Source organism: Burkholderia sp. 572, assembly GCF_040545135.1.
GTDB lineage: Bacteria > Pseudomonadota > Gammaproteobacteria > Burkholderiales > Burkholderiaceae > Burkholderia > Burkholderia cepacia.
The window spans coordinates 277461-293666 of the sequence record NZ_JBEPLH010000004.1 but is presented as its reverse complement, the minus strand read 5'-3'; the positions used below and the strand labels follow the sequence as shown (position 1 = coordinate 293666).

The following is a 16206-nucleotide window of genomic DNA, read 5'->3' as shown; positions in this document are numbered from 1 at the left end:
GAGTGCCGCGCTAGCGCTCGATCCCGGAGGGGGGCACCGTTTCGGCGCGGCCCGTCAGCGCGGCGAGCACACGCTTGTCGAACTGCCACGGAATCGGCGGTTCGGCTACCGCGCTGCGCACGTGAGCGACAAAGGCCTTGCGTGCGATCTCGCGGCCGCCGAGCGACGCTAGATGCGACGTATTCTGCTGGCAGTCTATCATTTCCAGCCCCTGCTCGCGAAGGTGCGCGACGAGCGTGGCCAGCGCGATTTTCGATGCGTCGGTCGCGTCCGCATACATCGACTCGCCGAAAAACATCCGCCCGAACGACACGCCGTACAGGCCGCCGACGCGTCGCCCGTCGTGCCAGGTCTCGATGCTGTGCGCGTTGCCGGACCGGTAGAGCGACGTGTATGCATCGATGATCTCGGCCGTGATCCATGTGCCGCGCTGCCCGCGGCGCGGCGCCTGCGCGCAGGCGCGCATCACGCCCGGAAAGTCGTGGTCGACGCGCACTTCCCATTCGGGCTCGCGCAGCACGCGCTTCAGCGTCTTGCGCAGCGAAGGCGACACCTTGAACTCGGCCGGCACGAGGATCATGCGCGGGTCGGGGCTCCACCACAGCACGGGCTGGCCGTCCGAATACCACGGGAAGATGCCGCGCAGGTATGCGTCGATGAGGCGCGACGGCAGCAGGTCGGCGCTCGCGGCGAGCAGCCCCGGCGCGCCGGTCGCGGGGCCGAGCGCGCGTTCGATGGACGGAAACGGATCGTCCGGGCCGAGCCAGGGGACCATGGGGCGAGGGCTCAGCCGTTGCGCAGCGAGCGGAAGATATCGCCGGTGTGCACCCCGTAGTCGCCGGCGGCGCGATCGGCGAAGAAGAATCGCAGGGTCTGGCTGACGGTCGGGAACGCGATTTCGTCCCACGGGATGTCGGCTTCGTCGAACAGCTTCACTTCGAGGCTTTCCTCGCCGGCTTCGAATCCCGGATCGGTGAGCCGCGCGAGGTAGAACAGGTGGACCTGGTGCACGTGCGGCACGTTGAGCAGCGTGAACAGGTTCTGCACCTCGACGCGCGCACCGGCTTCCTCGAGCGTTTCGCGCGCGGCGGCTTCGGCCGTTGTCTCGCCCATTTCCATGAAGCCCGCGGGCAGCGTCCAGAACCCGTAGCGCGGTTCGATCGCGCGGCGGCACAGCAGGATCTGATCGCCCCAGACCGGGACCGTTCCGACGACGTTGCGCGGATTCTGGTAGTGGATCGTGCCGCAGTGATCGCAGACGAAGCGCTCGCGGTTGTCGCCCGGAGGAATGCGCGCGATGACTTCGTGACCGCAGACGGAGCAGAATTTCATGTCGAGTGGAAGGGACGAGGTGATGCGAGTGTATCACCGGGTCGCGGCATTCTTGAACGCCTGCGCATGCCGGCCGCGTGTCGCGCGAAGCGGAAGGTGCCGATGCGCGAAGAGGGGAGGGAAATGCGACGGAAAAACAAAAAGCCCGGCACTGAGCCGGGCTTTTTGCATGAATCGGGGCGTTGGTTGCGGGGGTAGGATTTGAACCTACGACCTTCGGGTTATGAGCCCGACGAGCTGCCAGACTGCTCCACCCCGCGTCCGTCGAAGAAATGAATTATAAGGAGTTACCCGAACGTGTGCAAGCACTTTCTGACAATCGCGTGTCGTGTCTTGTAGGGACGGTACGTCGGGCGCGTGCGCTAGAATCGAACGGTTTGTTTCGCCTCTTCGCCAGCGACGCCATGCGCGATCGCATCGGCGCCGTTGCAACTCTCATTACTGCATCGACGGATTCATGGACATCGCTCACGATCTGCAATCGATCGGCGCGCAGGAACAGGCGCTCGTGTTTCCCCATTTCGACCCGGCCCGCGCGTGGGCGCTCGGCAACCGGATGCATGCGCTCGCGGCGTCTCGCGGCCATGCGGTCGCGCTCGACATCGTCACGTTCGGCCAGCCGCTGTTCTACGCAGCGCTCGCCGGAGCCACGCCCGACAACGCTGACTGGGTGCGCCGCAAGCGCAACGTCGTCGCCCATTTCCGCCGCAGTTCGTACGCCATCGGCCTGCGCATGCAGCAGGCGGGCGCGACGCTGGCGGACAAGCACGGGCTGCCGATCGCCGAATATTCGGCGCACGGTGGATCGTTTCCGCTGACCGTCGCCGGCGCCGGCGTGATCGGCTCGATCACCGCGTCCGGGCTGCCGCAGCGCGCGGATCACGAATTCGTCGTCGAGGTGCTGTGTGCCGAGCTCGGCCACGACTACGCCGTGCTGGCCCTCGCAAGGAACTGAGCGATGCAGCTTCCCGGTTACGCATGGCTCGCGATCGCGATCGTCGCGGAAGTGGTCGGCACGTCCGCGCTGCGCGCGGCGGACGGCTTCACGCGCTTCTGGCCGTCGGCGCTCGTCGTCGCCGGCTACGGCATCGCGTTCTACTGCCTGTCGCTCACGTTGCGCACGATGCCCGTCGGCATCATCTATGCCGTCTGGTCGGGCGCCGGCATCGTGCTGATCACGCTCGTCGCGATGCTGCTCTATCGCCAGGTGCCGGACCTGCCGGCCGTGATCGGCCTCGGCCTGATCATCGCGGGTGTCGTGGTGCTGAACCTGTTTTCGAAGATGCAGGCGCACTGAGCGTGCGACTGCCATTTGCCGGATGGCCCTCATGACCGATTCCACTCCCACTTCCGCTGCCGTTTCCGCCGAATCCGCCCAGCCCGACGTATGCGCGTATGTCGTGAACCGCATCGGCTTTCTCGAACTGAACCGCCCGAAGGCGCTGAACGCGCTGTCGGTCGGCATGATCCGGCTGATGCAGCAGGCGCTCGACGCGTGGCGCGACGATCCCGAGGTCGTCGCGATCGTCGTGCACAGCCCGCATCCGCGCGCGTTCTGCGCGGGCGGCGACGTGCGCTTCTTCCATGACGCATGGCAGCGCGGGGACCGCGATGCGGTCGATTCGTTCTTCATCGACGAATACACGTTGAACCACGCGATCTTCACCTATCCGAAGCCTTACATCGCGCTGATGCACGGCGTCGTGATGGGCGGCGGCATGGGCATTTCGCAGGCGGCGCGCCACACGGGCGGCCTGCGTGTCGTGACCGACTCGACGAAGATGGCGATGCCGGAAACGCGTATCGGCCTGTTCCCGGACGTCGGGATGAGCTGGTTCCTCGCGCGCACACCCGGGGCGATCGGCCGCTATCTCGCCGTGACCGGCGCGACGCTCGACGCGGCCGGCGCGCTGTACGCGCAGCTCGCCGACGTCTATCTGCCCGATGCCGCGCTGCCGGCGCTGCTCGACACGCTGCGCCACGCGCGCATCGACAGCGGCGAGCAGGCCGTCGCGTGCGTAGCCGAGGCGGCCGCCGCACACAAGGTCGTGCCGACGCCCGACACGTCGGCGCTCGCCGACGCGCGCGCGGGGATCGACCGGCATTTCGCGCAGCCGGACATCGGCGCGATTCTCGCGTCGCTCGACGCCGAGCAGGATTGCGCGGCCGTCGACGGATGGGTCGAGAAGGCGACCCATGCGATGCGCGAACAGTTGTCGCCGCTGTCGATGGCCGTGTCGCTGGAAGTCGTCGAACGTGCACGCGGCGCGACGATGGCCGATTGCCTGCGGCGCGATCTCGACCTCACACGCTCGACGTTCGCGCGCGGCGACGTGATCGAAGGCGTGCGCGCGCTGATCGTCGACAAGGACCACCAGCCGGTCTGGCGCTTCAAGTCGTCCGCCGATATCGATCGTGCAGACGTGCTCGCGATGTTCGACAGCCCGTGGACACCTGACACGCATCCGCTGCGGAATCTGCAGGACTGACGTCGGGCCGACCGACGCGCGAGCCGGAAACGAAAAGGCCGCCTGCAGGTGCAGGCGGCCTTTTGCATGGATGTCGACCGCCCGGCGGCCGAAGGGCGTGGCGCTTGCGCCCGCGTTACTCGTCGCCGGCGTCGTCCGACATGAACGCGCGCATGAACACGAGCGCGCCGAAGCCCCATACCGCGTTTGCCGCGAAGCCGGCGGCGAGCACGGGCATCATGTTGCCCGACGGCCAGATCCCGCGCAGCGGATCGATCGCGAACACGCGGGCGGCCGTCAGCACGATGCCGCCGAACACCAGCGCGCCGATCCACGATGCCTCGCGTTCCGGCGAGACGCGCAGCAGCCACGCCATCGGGATCGCGCAGCACGCGCTGATCAGCGCATTCGCGACAAATTCAGGAATGCCGAGCGGCGCGAACGGCTGCGTGGAGAAGCCGGTTGCGGCGATCAGGTCGGCCGTATGAAGGAGTGCGAGCGTGGCTTCGCGGAAGAACAGGGCGGCCAGGAAGCCGGACAGGAATGGCAGGATGACTTTCTGCATCGATGAGTGCACCGCGGGCGCGCACGGCCGGGGCTGTACGCGCGGAGTTATTCGGATAGGTGCGCCATTATAGGGCCCGCCCGCGGTGATATTCGCTCCAGCGTCGTGCTAATCACGAAAGCGGAAAACCTAAGCTCAAAAAAATCGTTCCAAAGCCCTGTACCGATCCCTAGACTGATTTCCCAGAAACAGCCGTGCAATCGCGTCCTCGCCCGCTGCACGGCCTGACCGGCGAACCATCCCGATTCGAACGCACACCATGCATGCGCCGCTGATCCACGACGCGAGCAGGGCGGTGTTTTTTCAAATTCCGGCAAGGACAGTCAAGCAGGAGCAGCAGATGAATGTGTTCTGGTTTATCCCCACGCACGGCGACAGCCGCTATCTCGGTACGGCCGAAGGTGCACGCGCCGCGGATTACGATTACTTCAAGCAGGTGGCGGTTGCGGCCGACACGCTCGGCTACGAGGGCGTGCTGCTGCCGACCGGCCGTTCCTGCGAGGATGCGTGGGTCGTTGCGTCGAGCCTGATCCCGGCGACGCAGCGCCTGAAGTTCCTGGTCGCGATCCGTCCCGGTATCGCGTCGCCCGGGCTGTCGGCGCGGATGGCCGCGACGTTCGACCGTCTGTCGGGCGGCCGCCTGCTGATCAACGTCGTGACGGGCGGCGATGCCGCCGAACTCGAGGGTGACGGCCTGTTCGCCGATCACGACACGCGCTACGAAATCACCGACGACTTCCTGAACATCTGGCGCGGGCTGCTGTCCGCGTCGCACGACAACGGCGGGTTCGACTACATCGGCAAGCACCTGCAGTCGAAGGGCGGCAAGGCGCTGTATCCGCCCGTGCAGCGTCCGCATCCGCCGTTGTGGTTCGGCGGTTCGTCGCCGGCCGCGCATCAGATCGCCGCCGATCACATCGACACCTACCTGACCTGGGGCGAGCCGCCCGAGGCCGTTGCGAAGAAGATCGCCGATATTCGGGCCCGCGCGGAAGCCCGCGGCCGCAAGATCAAGTTCGGGATTCGTCTGCACGTGATCGTGCGCGAGACCGAGGACGAAGCATGGCGCGACGCGGAGCGCCTGATCAGCCGCCTCGACGACGAAACCATCGCCCGCGCGCAGAAGGCGTTCGCGAACATGGATTCGGAAGGCCAGCGCCGGATGGCCGCGCTGCACGGCGGCAAGCGCGGCGGCCGCGAGACACTCGAGGTGTATCCGAACCTGTGGGCCGGCGTCGGCCTCGTGCGCGGCGGCGCGGGTACCGCGCTCGTCGGCAATCCGGAACAGGTCGCGGAGCGCATGCGCGAATACGCGGATCTCGGCATCGAAACCTTCATCCTGTCCGGTTATCCGCACCTGGAGGAGTCGTACCGTTTCGCGGAACTCGTGTTCCCGCTGATCAAGGGCAACGGCGCGGCGAAGGCGACCGGCCCGCTGTCCGGCCCGTTCGGCGAGATCGTCGGCAACAGCTATCTGCCGAAGGCAGCCCAGAGCTGAGTGACAGGAGGCCTGCGATGACAACGAAAACGTCGGCGACGGGGGCGGCCCTGGCCGCCCGCGCATGGCGCGGCGTCGCGCCGTGGTTCGTGCCGCTCGCGCTGCTGGTGGCATGGGAAGTCGGCGCCCGCGTCGGCTGGCTGTCGACCCGCGTGCTGCCCGAACCCGTGGCGGTCGTGCGAGCGGCGTGGTCGCTCGTGACGTCGGGGGAAATGTGGGCGAACGTGAAAGTCAGCACATGGCGCGCACTGTTCGGTTTCGCGATCGGCGGCGGTGTCGGCCTCGCGCTGGGGCTTGCGACCGGCTTGTCGAAGGCGGCCGAGGTCGCGCTCGATTCGACGATCCAGATGATCCGCAACATCCCGGCGCTCGCGATGATTCCGCTCGTGATCCTGTGGTTCGGCATCGACGAGAAGGCGAAGCTGTTCCTCGTCGCGCTCGGGGTATTCTTTCCGGTCTACATCAACACGTACCACGGGATCCGCTCGGTCGACGCCAACCTGATCGAGATGGCGAAGAGCTACGGCGTGCGCGGCTTTGCGCTGTACCGCGACGTGATCCTGCCCGGTGCGCTGCCGTCGATTCTCGTCGGCGTGCGCTTTGCGCTCGGGCTGATGTGGGTGATGCTGATCGTCGCGGAAACGATCTCGGCGCAGTCGGGCATCGGCTACATGACGATGAATGCGCGTGAATTCCTGCAAACCGACGTGGTGGTGGTCGGCATCCTGCTGTACGCGGTGCTCGGCAAGCTGGCCGACGTGCTGGCGAAATGGCTCGAGCGCGTGACGCTGCGCTGGCACCCGGCTTATCAATCAGGAGCAAAGGCATGAATGCGACGACTTCGGCGGCCGCCTACGGCCCGCTTGCCGGCGCAGACCTCGAGGTCGAACTGGCGCAGGCGCGTGTCACGGACGGCGACGCGCGGGATGCGGCGATCCTCGACCGTGACGGCAGTGCGTCCATCGTTCCGCTCGCGCGGCGGCGGGCAGGAAGCCCGGCACCCGACGATGCGGTGACGCTGTCGGGTGTCAGCAAGCGCTTCGGCGCACGCACGGTGCTCGACGACGTCGAGCTCGGCATCGCACGCGGCAGCTTCGTCGCGATTGTCGGCCGCAGCGGCTGCGGCAAGTCGACCCTGCTGCGTCTCGTCGCCGGGCTCGAGCAGCCGAGCAGCGGCGCGCTCGTGACGCGTGGCGAAGGCGGCGGCGTGCTCGACACGCGGATCATGTACCAGGATGCGCGCCTGCTGCCATGGAAGACCGTGCTGCAGAACGTGATGCTGGGCCTCGGACGCGGCGCGCGCGACAAAGCGCGCGCGGTGCTCGACGAAGTCGGCCTGCTGGAGCGTGCGAACGACTGGCCCGCGCAACTGTCGGGCGGCCAGCGGCAGCGTGTGGCACTGGCCCGCGCGCTTGTTCACCGGCCGCAACTGCTGTTGCTCGATGAGCCGCTCGGCGCGCTCGACGCGCTGACCCGCATCGAGATGCATGCACTGATCGAGCGGTTGTGGCGTGAGCATCGGTTCACCGCGCTGCTCGTCACGCACGACGTGCAGGAAGCCGTCGCGCTCGGCGACCGCATCCTGCTCATCGAGCAGGGGCGCGTGGCGCTGGATCAGCCGGTGCCGCTCGACCGGCCGCGCGCCCGCGCATCGGCCGCGTTTGCGGCGCTGGAGGACCGCGTGCTGAAACGCGTGCTCGCCGGCGGGCCCGGTACGGACGCACAGGGCGAGGTGCACGAGGCAGACAACGTTCGACCGGTCGGGCAGATCCGCTGGGCCGTTTAAATCCGGGCGGCAGCGGCCGCCCGTTCTGAGATCTTTTTCTTCGGAGCGATCAACCTGATGAGCATCACTGCAATCAACGTACGTAACCAGTTCAAGGGCAAGGTGAAGGAGATCATTCGCGGATCCGTGGTCTCCGAGGTCGACGTCGAGACGCCGTTCGGCATCGTCACGTCGGTGATCACGACCCGTTCGGTCGACGAACTCGAACTGAAGGTCGGCGCGGAAGTCGTCGCGCTCGTGAAATCGACCGAAGTATCGATCGCACGCCTCTGAGCGCGTGTCCCGCGCCGGTGCGGCGCCGCGGGCAGCCTGCCCGTTGGCGCCGCCCGGCATTTGCGCAGCGCGTTTGCCTTGGTATTCGACGTCCGGACGAAGTGCTAGGATGGAGCGACACCGATGCCGGAGGCCACGCATGACCCCCATCCTTTCCCCCGAAGCCATCGAGGCGCTGAAGTGGATCGACCAGTTCGGTGAAAGCCGGCCGGTTCCCGCTGCGTTCGACGACGTCGTCTACGCATTGCTGAACGAGGGGCTGATCTATCAGGCGGCGGCCGACCGGGTCGACCTGACGGCCGATGGCAAATCCTTTTTGTCCGACGAATACGATTGAGCGCACGGCGCCGGCCGCGCGGGCGGCCGGCGCTGCGTCGCCACGGAGCGTGCGATGGAACCGAGAGGCAGCGACCTCGGCGATTTCAGCGAGCCGTACCGCGGCTTCGAGATCGAGGTGAAGACCGAGCAGGTCTGGGACGGCGAGCATGCGCATTACCGCGTGCTGCAGGGCGATGCCGTGCGGATCGACTGGCGGCTCGTCAAGGTGGACGGGATCCTGCTGACCGAACGACGCGTGATCGAGCGCGTGCTGGACGAGGCGCGGCGGGCGGTCGATGCGGAGCTGGGCGAGGGGTAGCGTGCATGCCGGGCAGGCCTGCCCGCTGTTGCGGTAAAATGCCGGGTTGTTTCCGCGCCGTCTGGCCTGTTGCCCGAAATCCATGTCCGTACCGTCCTCGCTTCCCCCTCGCCGCGTATCCGTCGCGCCTATGCTCGACTGGACCGACCGTCATTGCCGTTCGTTCCACCGGACGCTGACGCGCGATACGTGGCTGTATACGGAGATGATCACGACGGGCGCGCTGTTGTTCGGCGATGCCCAGCGGCATCTTGCGTTCACGCCGAACGAATCGCCGGTCGCGCTGCAGTTGGGCGGCAGCGAGCGCGACGATCTGGCGCGCGCGGCGAAGCTCGGCGAGCAGTGGGGCTACGACGAAATCAACCTGAATTGCGGATGTCCGTCCGAGCGTGTGCAGCGCGGCGCGTTCGGCGCGTGCCTGATGAACGAGCCGCAGCTCGTCGCGGACTGCGTGAAGGCGATGCGCGATGCGGTGTCGGTGCCGGTTACGGTCAAGCACCGGATCGGTGTCGACGCGGTCGAGGACTACGCATTCGTGCGCGACTTCGTCGGCACGGTGGCCGAGGCTGGCTGCGAAACGTTCGTCGTGCATGCACGCAATGCGATCCTGAAAGGGTTGTCGCCGAAAGAGAACCGCGAGATCCCGCCGCTCAAGTACGACTATGCGTATCGGTTGAAGCGCGATTTTCCTTCGCTCGAGATCGTCATCAACGGCGGCATCACGACGCTCGACGAGGTTGCGCAGCATCTCGAGCATGTCGACGGCGTGATGCTCGGCCGCGAGGCGTATCACAACCCGTACGTGCTCGCGGAGGTCGATGCACGCTTCTACGGATCGACGGCAGCGACGCCGACGCGCGAAGAGGCGGAGGCGAAGCTGATCGAATACTGCGCGGCCGAACTGAAGCGCGGCACCTACCTCGGCGCGATCGTGCGGCATGCGCTCGGACTGTATCGCGGCATGCCCGGTGCACGTGGCTGGCGTCGTGTGCTGTCGGACAACAAGAAGCTCGCACGCGGCGATCTGGCCGTGTTCGACGAGGCGCGCGCGCATCTGAACGAGGCCGAAGAAGTTTTTGAAAAAAAAGCTTTGCAAGATTCAAAAGTGTTCGTATAATCTTGTTCTTCGCTGCTGAAACACAAAAGCAGCGAAGAACAAAAAGCAGTAACAGTGGTGGCTGTAGCTCAGTTGGTAGAGTCCAGGATTGTGATTCCTGTCGTCGTGGGTTCGAGTCCCATCAGCCACCCCAACAAATTCAAGCACTTGCAGCAGAATTAAGCTGATGTGTTACAGGTTTTGGAAGATGAGATTCCAAAATTTGGAAGATAGTGAAGCAAGAGCCCGCCGATGAGCGGGCTTTTTTGCGTCTTCTGTATCGCAACGGGGAGTGGAAATGCTCAGGCAGTTCGCGCAGTCGATTGCAGGCCTCACGGGGATGCTGATGCGCCTCGATAGACAGAAGCACGCTGCTTTGGGATTGGGGAGTGCGTTCATTTGCCACCGCGCTGGCTATATTTTGACGTGCGCTCATTCCTTCAATCTTACCGACAGCTTGGGAATCTATTTCCCGTTTGGACCGCAAAATGCATTCGTGCCGTTGAGTCAACGTGCGATGAACCTGCTGGACGTCGAGGTCAAACAATTCGATGCGACGCGTGACCTTGCGCTCTTGAAAGTCAAAGCCAACCTAGACATCACAATGCCAGATGACATCTTCCTTGAAGAAGATCATCTGCTCATCGGCGCTTCGGTTGCTTACGCAGGTTTCCCGTTCTCGGGTCAATCGCTGCATGTACGCCATCTCGGCGCATCAATCGTAAGTGCAAAAGTCCTCTCCGAAAGTGGCACGAAGCAATTTCAGCTAGATGCGACCATCCACGGCGGAACCAGTGGCGGCCCGCTTGTTGATATAGCTACGAACAAAGTTGTGGGAGTTGTATCCGGCCGTTTTTCCCCGATTCGACAGGGTGGCGTACAAATCTTCGGTATCGACCCCAGTGGTGATACGGCAATCGGATTCGGAACGTCAATCTCATATGGGATTGATCTAATGAGGGCGGAGGGGTTGGATGTGCGCTGAAACGCTGGATGCGCCCTTCAATGAGGCGGAATTCTACGAGGCAATCACTGACGTGGTTGCGCCGTACCAGAGGGACCAACTACTGGAGATCGTCCGTAACCCCACAGTAGAAGTGGTGCAGATTGATGCGTTGGCGATGAGTCTCTTGGGCGAGTCTCGGGTTGTCGGTATCGTTGTCCCGACGCGAACTTCAGGTTCTGATCCGGAAAATACCGCGCCGATCACAGGCTACGTCAAGCGCGAGATCATAGACCTGCTATGCACAAATTCAGCACGGTATAAGAATGAACGCAAAGAGGGGCTCAGTACTGTGAAAAATTTGATTACGATTATCGCGACAGCTGCCTCTTCGCAATATTCACTTCCAGTGGGTGTGCTTGCGGGCGCGGTAACGCTTTTGCTCATGGCGGCCCTTAAGATTGGCCGGAATGCGTACTGCGAGGCCAACAAGGCAGCCTCGTAATTCGTTCGCACTGAGATCAACGCGTCGCACGGACTTTTCTCTGGCGCCTGCGGTCGTACGTCTTTCGCACCATGCGCTCGTCCGCATGGCCGGTCGCGTCGATAATCCGGTCGTCGCCTTCCTCCTGGCGATCGGTCACGGCCGCCGGGCGCATGTCGCGCAGCGCGAACCGTTCGAACGGCACGCCGCGCGCCTGCGCCTCCTTCTCGCAATAACCCATCAAGCGCGACCAGTTCGTGTTCCACCCGCTGCGCGTGTACACCTGGCCGGCAGTATTGCCGAACACGTGCACACTCGACGTGCGCTGCAGCGCGAGTGCTTCGTCGATCACTGCCTTCAGCTCAGGTGACCACAGGACCAGCTTCACGCGTTGTTGCTCACCGGCCTTGCGCTTCGCGATCGGCACTTCGACGCCGTCGGCCGTGATCGACTGGCGGTGCAACTCGCGCATCTCGGTCGGACGGCTGACGGTCAGGTACGCCGCTTTCACGCAGAGGGCGAGGATCACGTACGTCGAACTGGCATGCTGGTCGCCCACGCTGCGACGCGATCGCGCGACCTCGACGGCGAGCTCGATTTCGTCCTGTGTCACGTACCTCTGCCGCGGCCGCGTGGGGTTGTACTCGATGCCGCGGCACGGGTTCGTTTCGAGCTCGCCGCGGCGCCGGCCGTATTCGAGGACTGCGGACAGGAGGGCGATTTCCTTGTTCGCCTTCGCCGGCGCGCCGAGCTGCGCGCGCTTGTCGAGGTAGCCGTACACGTGCTCCGGCTTGATCGCGGCCGGCGCCATCTTCCCGAAAACCTTGACCAGCCGCTTCGACTCGACGCGGTTCTCGTCGAGCGTGGACTGAGCCTTGCGGCGCTCGTCGGTGTGCGGCAAACCATCCTGCCATTCGAAGTAGCGGGCGACGAGCGCCTCGACCGTGCCAGGTTCGATCGCGTTCCCGTTGAGCGCCTCCGCGCGCTCGATCGCCTGCTTGCGGATCTCGGCGAGGGCTTCCTTGTTGTGGGCCGGGGCCGACAGGCGGAATGCCCATCTGCCATTGGGCAGCTTGTAGCCGAAGCTGACCTTGTGTTTCCCGTAATGGGCGTAGAGCCGGAAGGGCAACCCGTCCGGCCGTTTTCGTCGTCCGATCATGATTACAGTGCGGCGAAGTTCGGTTCTTCTGATGCGGCGGTACGGTGCCGGCGCGCGGGTGTCGAGGGGGCGGTGCCGTTCATGCGGGCGTCATAGTACTCGCGCGCGACGAGCGGTACGCCGGCGATGTTGACCGCGAACGGCCAGTGATTGCGCTCAAGCCAGCGCTTCATGCACGCGTGGCTGCGTGGCTTGCAACCGACCAGCTCGGCCAGCTCCGGGGTGGTGAGGTAGAGGCTCATGATGCAATCCTTCGAAATGCCACGACCCAGACCCATGGGTTCGTGTCCCAGCCGTACCCGCGCGAGGCGTTCAGGCTGTCCCAGAGATCGTGAAAAGCGCGGATGCTCGGCGGCCGGAAAGCTCCGTCGCAGTACCCGCGCATGTGATGGTCCTCGATCGTTACGCCTTCGTCGCGAGCATCCGACTCGCTGATCGACTGCAGGCGCTCGGCGCGCACGCCGGTGATCTCAAGCGTGATGCGCGACGCCCATCGCGGCATGTGGATGGACGGTGACCAGCCGCGGGATTCCTTGGCGTCGAGCGCCTGGAATGTGTTGAGATCGATGTCGACCTCGGCGCGGCCGTCGTCAGCCTGGTAAGCCAGGCCGGCATAGCGGCGTACCGAGCGGCCGCCTTCGAACGTCTCGGTGCCAATGCGTCGCACCTCGTGCGTTTCGCGAACCCATAGACGGTCGCCGACGTCACCATGCGGACAGACGTAGCAATCGCCGGTACGCGTGTGCCAGATCGCGGCCAGCTCTGGCGCGGGCGTCCCACCGACATACTTCACGGAGCCGCCGCCGGCTTTCGTCGGTTCCCACACACCGAGCGGGTTGTTGTGCGGCAGCTTCACGACGCGCCGCGTTTGCGTCTTGCGACCTTCGAGGATGGCCCGTACCATCGGGCCGGAAAATAAAATCGGGAGTTCACGCATGGTATGCATTGACGGTTGGATTGAGTGTCATCCAGGTACGGCATCGTGGGTTCAGGCCGTTGCGTCGGTTGTCGCAATTGTGTGGGCCGGCTACAGCGCTCGCAGACTGCAGGTCGCGAGCGAGCGACGTAGGCGAAAAGAAGTCGCGTCTATTCTTCGAGAAATAGCCGAAAGCGTGACGAGTGTCACAAGCTATGTTCAACGCGAATTGCCAGATCGCGCAGCATTGCACCGTGTTGCCAGCGGAATGGCGCGCTTTGAAATGGACGAGGTTCGCGGTATGGAGCGGGTTCTTAATGAAATTCCGCTTCACGATCTCCCTTCGCCGGACTTCGTCAGGCCAACACTGATGCTTAGGTCCGCCATCCGTCAGCTGCGAAATGATCTTGAAGAGGCAATTGCCAGACATCGCAAGATGGATGCGGCCGACTTCGATGGATTGTTCAGGACCATTCGAGAAGCGAATAAATTGTGCTTCGACTTGGCAAACAAGATCACGAGTACGGCTGTCTCGATATAAGAAGGAAGGCGTTCGGTCATACTAGGATTCCCGAACAACGATCACGGAGATCGATATGGCAAAGCCCAGTTTGACGCGCGTCCAATACATCGAAATGGTGAACGAGCGCATGCGCGGACATCCGGAGTACACGAGGGAAATGCATGTCCACTTTTATCCGAAGGGTATTGCGCCGGAGCATGCGAGCGGAATCTATCTCGAAGGGCCGCCCGCGGCGCGCGGCGTGCTCGCGGACACGGATGCGAAGATCTTCGAGGAGTATGACTTTGAAGGGTTGCCGACAAAGTAATTGCGTCATCGGATGACCTCCGGGAATTCGTCATGCGTGCGACCGTCGAGTAGCCGGCCGGCAGTGCGCTTGCCTGCGCGGTGAACCATGGACCAGCCATCGCCGCTCGTGGCGCCGCGCGGGTAGTCATCTACGCGGTAGCCGCCCACGGCGACTCGACCGTCAAGCGCGATAGCCGCCGTTTCAATACGGCCCGCGCCGAAGTCGCCAGAGCCTGGCGCCCATTCGCCGTGTTGCTTGAACAGGAACGGCACACCGGCGGCCGCGCACTGGTCCCGCAGCGAGCGGGCCCAGTCGGGATGCATCGGCCGCGCACCAGGGCCGCTCTCGCCGCCGACGATGACCCAGGAAATACCGCAATGCTCGTCGCACTTGATGTGTTGACCGCCGACGCGTCGGCTGATGCCGTGCTTGTCCAGCTTTTCGCAGTAGTCGAGGTGGCGCGAGATGTCGACAGGTCCGAGCAAAGGCTCCATCGACAGGAGGCGCACGTGCGCGGGCACCGTGAACAGCTTCGGGATGTCGCGGTCGGCCTCTTCCTGGTTGACGATCGTCGCGCCGATCCAGACATTCGACCACGGCCACGGTGTGTTGACGCCGCGCCCGGCGAGTTCGAGCGCCCGGCTGATCATCGGCCGGGCATTCCCGATGCGTTTCGTGAGCAGCAGCCAGTCGAGGTGCGGGGTGTTCCAGATCAGATCGAACAGGTCCGCGCGCCATGCGTCCGGGACGGCATTGTCGAACACATCGGCGAGCGACGCGCAGAACACGCGCTGGCGACGGCCGTGCTCGGCGAAGAAGTCGGCGTGCGCAGCATTCCAAGCGAGCGGCTTGCGCCAGTTCGCGGCCGACGTGCGGCGGCGTGGCGCGCCGGGGCCCCAGTTCACGGCCGTACCGCCGCCGAACCGCGCGTTACGTGCTTCGGCGTAGCAGTGGTCGCATCCGGGGCCGACCTTCTGGCAGCCTTCCCACGGATTGAACGTCGAGTCCGTCCATTCGATTTTGCTGTTCTCGCTCATGGTCTGTTGTCTGCGCCGCAGTGTGGGCAGTCGAGTGAATATCGGTCAGCGTCTCGCAGGAACCGGCCGCAGCCGACGCAGTTCACGAGATCGGCGCGCTGCTTCCGAGGCTTGGTCACCGTGATTCCGGTGCCAGCGAGCGCCTGGTCGCGCTTGATATGCTGGAAATCGACGGCCGGTCGCCACTTCGAGTCGATGTAATCCTTCGGCCACGGGATGTCAGTCGCGCGCTCGTTGTGGCGTGCCTGCGCTTCTTCCTGCGTGTACACGTGCGCTTTGCGCAGATCGGTCGTGTATCCGCTACCGCCCTGAGCCCACCACAGAACGTCGTTGCCTACGAACGAGCGGCTGTCCTGAACATAGAAAAGAGCGCTCATATCTGGATGTCCACGTATTTGGTGATGAACCGCACATCCTCGGAGTGATGCCGGCGGTAGATGATGCGGAGGCCGTCGCCGAGGTCGAGCGGCCGGCCGCGGCCGTTGTCTTCGTTCAACTCGGACTGGTGGTCGCAGCAAACCGAGCGCAGTGTGTCGGCGAGGGCGAGGGGATCGGCCAGCAGCCGAAGCAGGAAGTCGTGGTTGATCTCGATGATGGTTCGGGTGCTCATGCCGCAAGCTCCTCGTCGGTGTCGTCCATGGATTGTTGAAAGATCCGGCCGGGCTCGCCGACTGGGATCGTCACGAGGCCGGCCGCAGTGAGAAACGGATTGCGCTTCATGGCGCTTCGGGCGGCGCGCGCTGCCTTCGATTTGATCGCAGCCGGGCACGGCACGTCCGGCGCATTTCCGACAGCCCAAACAGGGCGCCACTGCGCTCGACCGACGGGCGGAATCCAATCGACGATGTGCACCTCGGTGCGGTGGATCGTCAGCAGTTCGCTGACGCGCTGCTGCGAGACTCCGCAGCGCTTCACCAGCTCGCGAACCGACAGCTGTTCCGTTTTGAGAATGGCGCGCATGTGATTCCATGCCGGCGCCGCGACCGACTTGTGGTCGCGCGGCGGCCGCGAGATCTTTAGCACCGTCCGCGCATAGGTCTGCACCGACTTCCGTGGATGTCGCGGAAACGCCGCGTAGAGCGCTTTGGATGGGATGTGGGACGGATAGAGGCGGGCGAGCAGACGTATCTCGCCGGTCGTCCACGGGTTCCGTGTCGACGTCGACATGCTACGATTCCTCCGGTATTTTCCAGCGAGCAC

At 64.5% G+C, this 16206-nt stretch carries 24 protein-coding genes and 2 tRNA genes; 15 read left to right on the top strand and 11 right to left on the bottom strand.

All coding sequences use genetic code 11. The features are described from left to right. Positions 1–10: 10 nt before the first annotated feature. From aat to ABIC51_RS10025, 3 genes are all read right to left on the bottom strand, one after another. Positions 11–775, bottom strand: a complete 765-nt coding sequence (gene aat, locus ABIC51_RS10035) for a leucyl/phenylalanyl-tRNA--protein transferase (RefSeq protein ID WP_027787635.1) — start codon at positions 773–775, stop codon at positions 11–13. Positions 776–786: 11 nt separating this feature from the next. Further along, positions 787–1332, bottom strand: a complete 546-nt coding sequence (locus ABIC51_RS10030; RefSeq protein ID WP_021161562.1) for an NUDIX hydrolase — start codon at positions 1330–1332, stop codon at positions 787–789. 183 nt (positions 1333–1515) lie between these two features. Beyond that, positions 1516–1592: transfer RNA gene (locus ABIC51_RS10025), tRNA-Met, on the bottom strand. A 197-nt stretch (positions 1593–1789) separates the two neighbouring features. On the opposite strand from ABIC51_RS10025, the gene ABIC51_RS10020 reads away from it, so the two are divergent. Genes ABIC51_RS10020 through ABIC51_RS10010 form a run of 3 tightly spaced genes read left to right on the top strand, consistent with a single transcriptional unit; the run spans position 1790 to position 3821 of the window. Next, positions 1790–2287 carry a heme-degrading domain-containing protein gene (locus tag ABIC51_RS10020; RefSeq protein ID WP_027787634.1) on the top strand — a complete coding sequence of 166 codons (498 nt, stop codon included), beginning with the start codon at positions 1790–1792 and terminating at the stop codon, positions 2285–2287. A 3-nt stretch (positions 2288–2290) separates the two neighbouring features. Further along, on the top strand, positions 2291–2629 hold the full coding sequence (locus tag ABIC51_RS10015; protein ID WP_021161565.1) for a DMT family transporter: 339 nt from the start codon (positions 2291–2293) through the stop codon (positions 2627–2629). A 31-nt stretch (positions 2630–2660) separates the two neighbouring features. Then, complete coding sequence (locus ABIC51_RS10010) at positions 2661–3821, top strand: enoyl-CoA hydratase/isomerase family protein (protein ID WP_175900046.1); 1161 nt, start codon at positions 2661–2663, stop codon at positions 3819–3821. Between the two features lie 115 nt (positions 3822–3936). Here ABIC51_RS10010 and ABIC51_RS10005 read toward each other — a convergent pair whose 3' ends face one another. Beyond that, positions 3937–4365 (bottom strand): hypothetical protein, encoded by a 429-nt coding sequence (locus tag ABIC51_RS10005; protein WP_006484223.1) that lies wholly within the window; start codon positions 4363–4365, stop codon positions 3937–3939. 340 nt (positions 4366–4705) lie between these two features. Between ABIC51_RS10005 and ssuD the strand changes: the two genes are divergently transcribed. From ssuD to ABIC51_RS09955, 10 genes are all read left to right on the top strand, one after another. Continuing rightward, positions 4706–5863 (top strand): FMNH2-dependent alkanesulfonate monooxygenase, encoded by a 1158-nt coding sequence (gene ssuD, locus ABIC51_RS10000; protein WP_027787631.1) that lies wholly within the window; start codon positions 4706–4708, stop codon positions 5861–5863. 17 nt (positions 5864–5880) lie between these two features. Further along, positions 5881–6693 (top strand): aliphatic sulfonate ABC transporter permease SsuC, encoded by an 813-nt coding sequence (gene ssuC / locus ABIC51_RS09995; RefSeq protein WP_027787630.1) that lies wholly within the window; start codon positions 5881–5883, stop codon positions 6691–6693. After that, positions 6690–7649: an ATP-binding cassette domain-containing protein gene (locus ABIC51_RS09990; protein WP_059700123.1), complete on the top strand. Its 960-nt coding sequence runs from the start codon at positions 6690–6692 to the stop codon at positions 7647–7649. The genes ssuC and ABIC51_RS09990 overlap by 4 nt, the downstream gene beginning before the upstream one ends. Before the next feature lie 57 nt (positions 7650–7706). Further along, positions 7707–7922: a TOBE domain-containing protein gene (locus ABIC51_RS09985; protein ID WP_006476104.1), complete on the top strand. Its 216-nt coding sequence runs from the start codon at positions 7707–7709 to the stop codon at positions 7920–7922. A 139-nt stretch (positions 7923–8061) separates the two neighbouring features. Next, complete coding sequence (locus ABIC51_RS09980; RefSeq protein ID WP_027787628.1) at positions 8062–8259, top strand: hypothetical protein; 198 nt, start codon at positions 8062–8064, stop codon at positions 8257–8259. 54 nt (positions 8260–8313) lie between these two features. Continuing rightward, positions 8314–8559, top strand: a complete 246-nt coding sequence (locus ABIC51_RS09975; protein ID WP_011351864.1) for a hypothetical protein — start codon at positions 8314–8316, stop codon at positions 8557–8559. Between the two features lie 130 nt (positions 8560–8689). After that, a complete protein-coding gene (gene dusA / locus ABIC51_RS09970) occupies positions 8690–9676 on the top strand; it encodes a tRNA dihydrouridine(20/20a) synthase DusA (protein WP_021161571.1) in 987 nt (328 codons plus the stop codon). A gap of 57 nt (positions 9677–9733) precedes the next feature. After that, a tRNA-His gene (locus ABIC51_RS09965) sits at positions 9734–9809 on the top strand. 144 nt (positions 9810–9953) lie between these two features. After that, entirely contained in the window at positions 9954–10640 is a 687-nt protein-coding gene (locus ABIC51_RS09960) for a S1 family peptidase (protein ID WP_354006467.1), read from the top strand. After that, positions 10630–11103, top strand: coding sequence for a hypothetical protein (locus ABIC51_RS09955; RefSeq protein ID WP_354006466.1), 474 nt, complete (start codon positions 10630–10632; stop codon positions 11101–11103). Before ABIC51_RS09960 ends, ABIC51_RS09955 begins: the two co-directional genes overlap by 11 nt. A 16-nt stretch (positions 11104–11119) precedes the next feature. Here ABIC51_RS09955 and ABIC51_RS09950 read toward each other — a convergent pair whose 3' ends face one another. Genes ABIC51_RS09950 through ABIC51_RS09940 form a run of 3 tightly spaced genes read right to left on the bottom strand, consistent with a single transcriptional unit; the run spans position 11120 to position 13178 of the window. After that, positions 11120–12241, bottom strand: coding sequence for a hypothetical protein (locus tag ABIC51_RS09950; RefSeq protein WP_354006465.1), 1122 nt, complete (start codon positions 12239–12241; stop codon positions 11120–11122). Between the two features lie 2 nt (positions 12242–12243). Beyond that, positions 12244–12483 (bottom strand): DUF4224 domain-containing protein, encoded by a 240-nt coding sequence (locus ABIC51_RS09945; RefSeq protein ID WP_060051606.1) that lies wholly within the window; start codon positions 12481–12483, stop codon positions 12244–12246. Further along, positions 12480–13178 (bottom strand): hypothetical protein, encoded by a 699-nt coding sequence (locus ABIC51_RS09940; RefSeq protein ID WP_354006464.1) that lies wholly within the window; start codon positions 13176–13178, stop codon positions 12480–12482. Before ABIC51_RS09940 ends, ABIC51_RS09945 begins: the two co-directional genes overlap by 4 nt. On the opposite strand from ABIC51_RS09940, the gene ABIC51_RS09935 reads away from it, so the two are divergent. Beyond that, the gene (locus ABIC51_RS09935) at positions 13177–13698 is read left to right on the top strand and encodes a hypothetical protein (protein WP_354006463.1); all 522 of its coding nucleotides are present in this window, start codon (positions 13177–13179) and stop codon (positions 13696–13698) included. The two genes, ABIC51_RS09940 and ABIC51_RS09935, sit on opposite strands and share 2 nt — an antisense overlap. Before the next feature lie 55 nt (positions 13699–13753). Next, on the top strand, positions 13754–13987 hold the full coding sequence (locus ABIC51_RS09930; protein ID WP_226112901.1) for a hypothetical protein: 234 nt from the start codon (positions 13754–13756) through the stop codon (positions 13985–13987). 5 nt (positions 13988–13992) lie between these two features. On the opposite strand, the gene ABIC51_RS09925 is transcribed toward ABIC51_RS09930, so the two are convergent. From ABIC51_RS09925 to ABIC51_RS09910, 4 genes are read right to left on the bottom strand one after another with little or no spacing between them, the layout of a single operon-like run. Beyond that, the gene (locus tag ABIC51_RS09925; protein WP_354006462.1) at positions 13993–15006 is read right to left on the bottom strand and encodes a phage Gp37/Gp68 family protein; all 1014 of its coding nucleotides are present in this window, start codon (positions 15004–15006) and stop codon (positions 13993–13995) included. Continuing rightward, positions 15003–15383 carry a hypothetical protein gene (locus ABIC51_RS09920; RefSeq protein ID WP_354006461.1) on the bottom strand — a complete coding sequence of 127 codons (381 nt, stop codon included), beginning with the start codon at positions 15381–15383 and terminating at the stop codon, positions 15003–15005. Before ABIC51_RS09920 ends, ABIC51_RS09925 begins: the two co-directional genes overlap by 4 nt. Beyond that, the gene (locus ABIC51_RS09915; protein WP_354006460.1) at positions 15380–15616 is read right to left on the bottom strand and encodes a hypothetical protein; all 237 of its coding nucleotides are present in this window, start codon (positions 15614–15616) and stop codon (positions 15380–15382) included. Before ABIC51_RS09915 ends, ABIC51_RS09920 begins: the two co-directional genes overlap by 4 nt. Next, positions 15613–16173, bottom strand: coding sequence for a hypothetical protein (locus ABIC51_RS09910; RefSeq protein WP_334046166.1), 561 nt, complete (start codon positions 16171–16173; stop codon positions 15613–15615). The genes ABIC51_RS09915 and ABIC51_RS09910 overlap by 4 nt, the downstream gene beginning before the upstream one ends. Between the last annotated feature and the right edge of the window lie 33 nt (positions 16174–16206).

Bases quoted from the DNA above. Each gene is read 5' to 3' on its own strand.
- ABIC51_RS10005 (WP_006484223.1), bottom strand. From the start codon at position 4,365: ATGCAGAAAGTCATCCTGCCATTCCTGTCCGGCTTCCTGGCCGCCCTG.
- ABIC51_RS09960 (WP_354006467.1), top strand. From the start codon at position 9,954: ATGCTCAGGCAGTTCGCGCAGTCGATTGCAGGCCTCACGGGGATGCTG.
- ssuC (WP_027787630.1), top strand. From the start codon at position 5,881: ATGACAACGAAAACGTCGGCGACGGGGGCGGCCCTGGCCGCCCGCGCA.
- ABIC51_RS09915 (WP_354006460.1), bottom strand. From the start codon at position 15,616: ATGAGCACCCGAACCATCATCGAGATCAACCACGACTTCCTGCTTCGG.
- ABIC51_RS09980 (WP_027787628.1), top strand. From the start codon at position 8,062: ATGACCCCCATCCTTTCCCCCGAAGCCATCGAGGCGCTGAAGTGGATC.
- ABIC51_RS09955 (WP_354006466.1), top strand. From the start codon at position 10,630: ATGTGCGCTGAAACGCTGGATGCGCCCTTCAATGAGGCGGAATTCTAC.
- ssuD (WP_027787631.1), top strand. From the start codon at position 4,706: ATGAATGTGTTCTGGTTTATCCCCACGCACGGCGACAGCCGCTATCTC.
- ABIC51_RS10010 (WP_175900046.1), top strand. From the start codon at position 2,661: ATGACCGATTCCACTCCCACTTCCGCTGCCGTTTCCGCCGAATCCGCC.
- ABIC51_RS09910 (WP_334046166.1), bottom strand. From the start codon at position 16,173: ATGTCGACGTCGACACGGAACCCGTGGACGACCGGCGAGATACGTCTG.
- ABIC51_RS09940 (WP_354006464.1), bottom strand. From the start codon at position 13,178: ATGCGTGAACTCCCGATTTTATTTTCCGGCCCGATGGTACGGGCCATC.
- ABIC51_RS10030 (WP_021161562.1), bottom strand. From the start codon at position 1,332: ATGAAATTCTGCTCCGTCTGCGGTCACGAAGTCATCGCGCGCATTCCT.
- aat (WP_027787635.1), bottom strand. From the start codon at position 775: ATGGTCCCCTGGCTCGGCCCGGACGATCCGTTTCCGTCCATCGAACGC.
- ABIC51_RS09935 (WP_354006463.1), top strand. From the start codon at position 13,177: ATGGTATGCATTGACGGTTGGATTGAGTGTCATCCAGGTACGGCATCG.
- ABIC51_RS10015 (WP_021161565.1), top strand. From the start codon at position 2,291: ATGCAGCTTCCCGGTTACGCATGGCTCGCGATCGCGATCGTCGCGGAA.
- ABIC51_RS09925 (WP_354006462.1), bottom strand. From the start codon at position 15,006: ATGAGCGAGAACAGCAAAATCGAATGGACGGACTCGACGTTCAATCCG.
- ABIC51_RS09930 (WP_226112901.1), top strand. From the start codon at position 13,754: ATGGCAAAGCCCAGTTTGACGCGCGTCCAATACATCGAAATGGTGAAC.
- ABIC51_RS09945 (WP_060051606.1), bottom strand. From the start codon at position 12,483: ATGAGCCTCTACCTCACCACCCCGGAGCTGGCCGAGCTGGTCGGTTGC.
- dusA (WP_021161571.1), top strand. From the start codon at position 8,690: ATGCTCGACTGGACCGACCGTCATTGCCGTTCGTTCCACCGGACGCTG.
- ABIC51_RS09950 (WP_354006465.1), bottom strand. From the start codon at position 12,241: ATGATCGGACGACGAAAACGGCCGGACGGGTTGCCCTTCCGGCTCTAC.
- ABIC51_RS09990 (WP_059700123.1), top strand. From the start codon at position 6,690: ATGAATGCGACGACTTCGGCGGCCGCCTACGGCCCGCTTGCCGGCGCA.
- ABIC51_RS09920 (WP_354006461.1), bottom strand. From the start codon at position 15,383: ATGAGCGCTCTTTTCTATGTTCAGGACAGCCGCTCGTTCGTAGGCAAC.
- ABIC51_RS10020 (WP_027787634.1), top strand. From the start codon at position 1,790: ATGGACATCGCTCACGATCTGCAATCGATCGGCGCGCAGGAACAGGCG.
- ABIC51_RS09985 (WP_006476104.1), top strand. From the start codon at position 7,707: ATGAGCATCACTGCAATCAACGTACGTAACCAGTTCAAGGGCAAGGTG.
- ABIC51_RS09975 (WP_011351864.1), top strand. From the start codon at position 8,314: ATGGAACCGAGAGGCAGCGACCTCGGCGATTTCAGCGAGCCGTACCGC.